The 1,340-nt window shown below is 37.6% G+C and carries 1 protein-coding gene; it reads right to left on the bottom strand.

Annotated elements, in window-relative coordinates:
• Nucleotides 1–51 precede the first annotated feature (51 nt).
• Nucleotides 52–1,340 (bottom strand): ISL3 family transposase (locus D1839_RS20115; protein WP_207667480.1); only part of this gene is annotated, 1,289 nt, incomplete at its 5' end.

Here is a 1,340-nt window from a genome sequence, read left to right as displayed (position 1 = left end):
GGTTCTCTGTCAAATGTGGTGGTGGAAAATAACCGCCACCATCTCGTTTGATTAGAGTAATTTCTTAACCTCTTGTTGCCACAGTATTTTATTTTTCAACCGATCAAAACTTTTAATCCCATACGATTTACGCTTTAGAACCTTTATCGTGTTGTTTATTCCTTCTACATATCCGTTATTAAAAGGATACATAAACGATTGTAAAATCTCTGTTTGCCAGCGTTTAAAAGTACCCATTACTCGCTGGAATGCATCTATTCCAGAAGCCTTCATTGCCTGGATACAATTCTCAAATCCAGCTTTTACAGTGTTTTTGTCACTTTCCTTAAACCACTGATCCAGCTTATTCTTTAGTTCATATGCCTCTTTCAATCGACGATCAATCGCGAGAAGTTTTTCCACCTTTTCTTTATCTTCTTCATCCAACTTATACTCGGATTTCCATAAAAGTTTTTTGCTTCTTTTCATCTCAATACGTGTTTTTTTATCTACCTCGTTTTGTACTTCCCGCCGGACTGCATCAAAAGCCCAATACACTTGCCTCATGTAGTGGAATCGGTCTGCAATAATTAACGGGTTATTTAAGGCTTTTTGGACAGCTTGCTTAAAGTATTTAGATAAATCCATGACGACAATTTCCACGTTACTTGTATCATGTGACTGGAAGTATTTCTTAATGGTATCTACTCTTCTGTCAGGTAAAATATCAATAATCTCCCTGTTTTCCACATCCACAATAATGGTTTGAAACCTTTCTCCTCCTGCATCTCCCTTAAACTCATCGATGGCAATGGCACGTGGTAGTAACTTTCTTGTTTTTATTTTGTGCTTGTCAAATAAACGAATCACTCGATTCGTTGTCATACCTGATAAACGGGCTGCAGTGGTGAAAGAGCCTATTGCCGAATAGGTTAACGCTGTGGTCATGACAGAGGCTGTATACCTTTGATAGCGATCTACCATCTGTAATCTTTCAAAAAAAGTATGACCACAATCGCTACATAAATATCTTCTTTTCTTCAAGCGTATTTTTACGGATGTGTTTGATAAAAGAGGGCCTTGAATCGATTGTTTCCGATAGCTGTGCACTCTTCTTGTTTTCTCCTTGCAGAATGGGCATGTCTGCCTTTTTACCTTTGTAAAAAGTTCTACCAATAACTCGGTTTTGGATTCCTCTCTTATATCCCACACATCAACATTTGTGTCTTTAATCCCCAATAATTCTATGATAAGATGATTATGCACTCTTTCCCTCTCCCTTACCTTTTGTCTCAGCAACTCAAGGTTATCAAAGAGAGGGGATTGAGTGTGTTTTTTTGCTTTATTTCTACCTATTGATG

The organism is Roseburia sp. 1XD42-34, assembly GCF_009917385.1.
Lineage (GTDB): Bacteria > Bacillota > Bacilli > Bacillales > Amphibacillaceae > Virgibacillus.
Note: the sequence above shows the minus strand (reverse complement) of the source record. Positions and strands in the feature narration are given on the sequence as shown.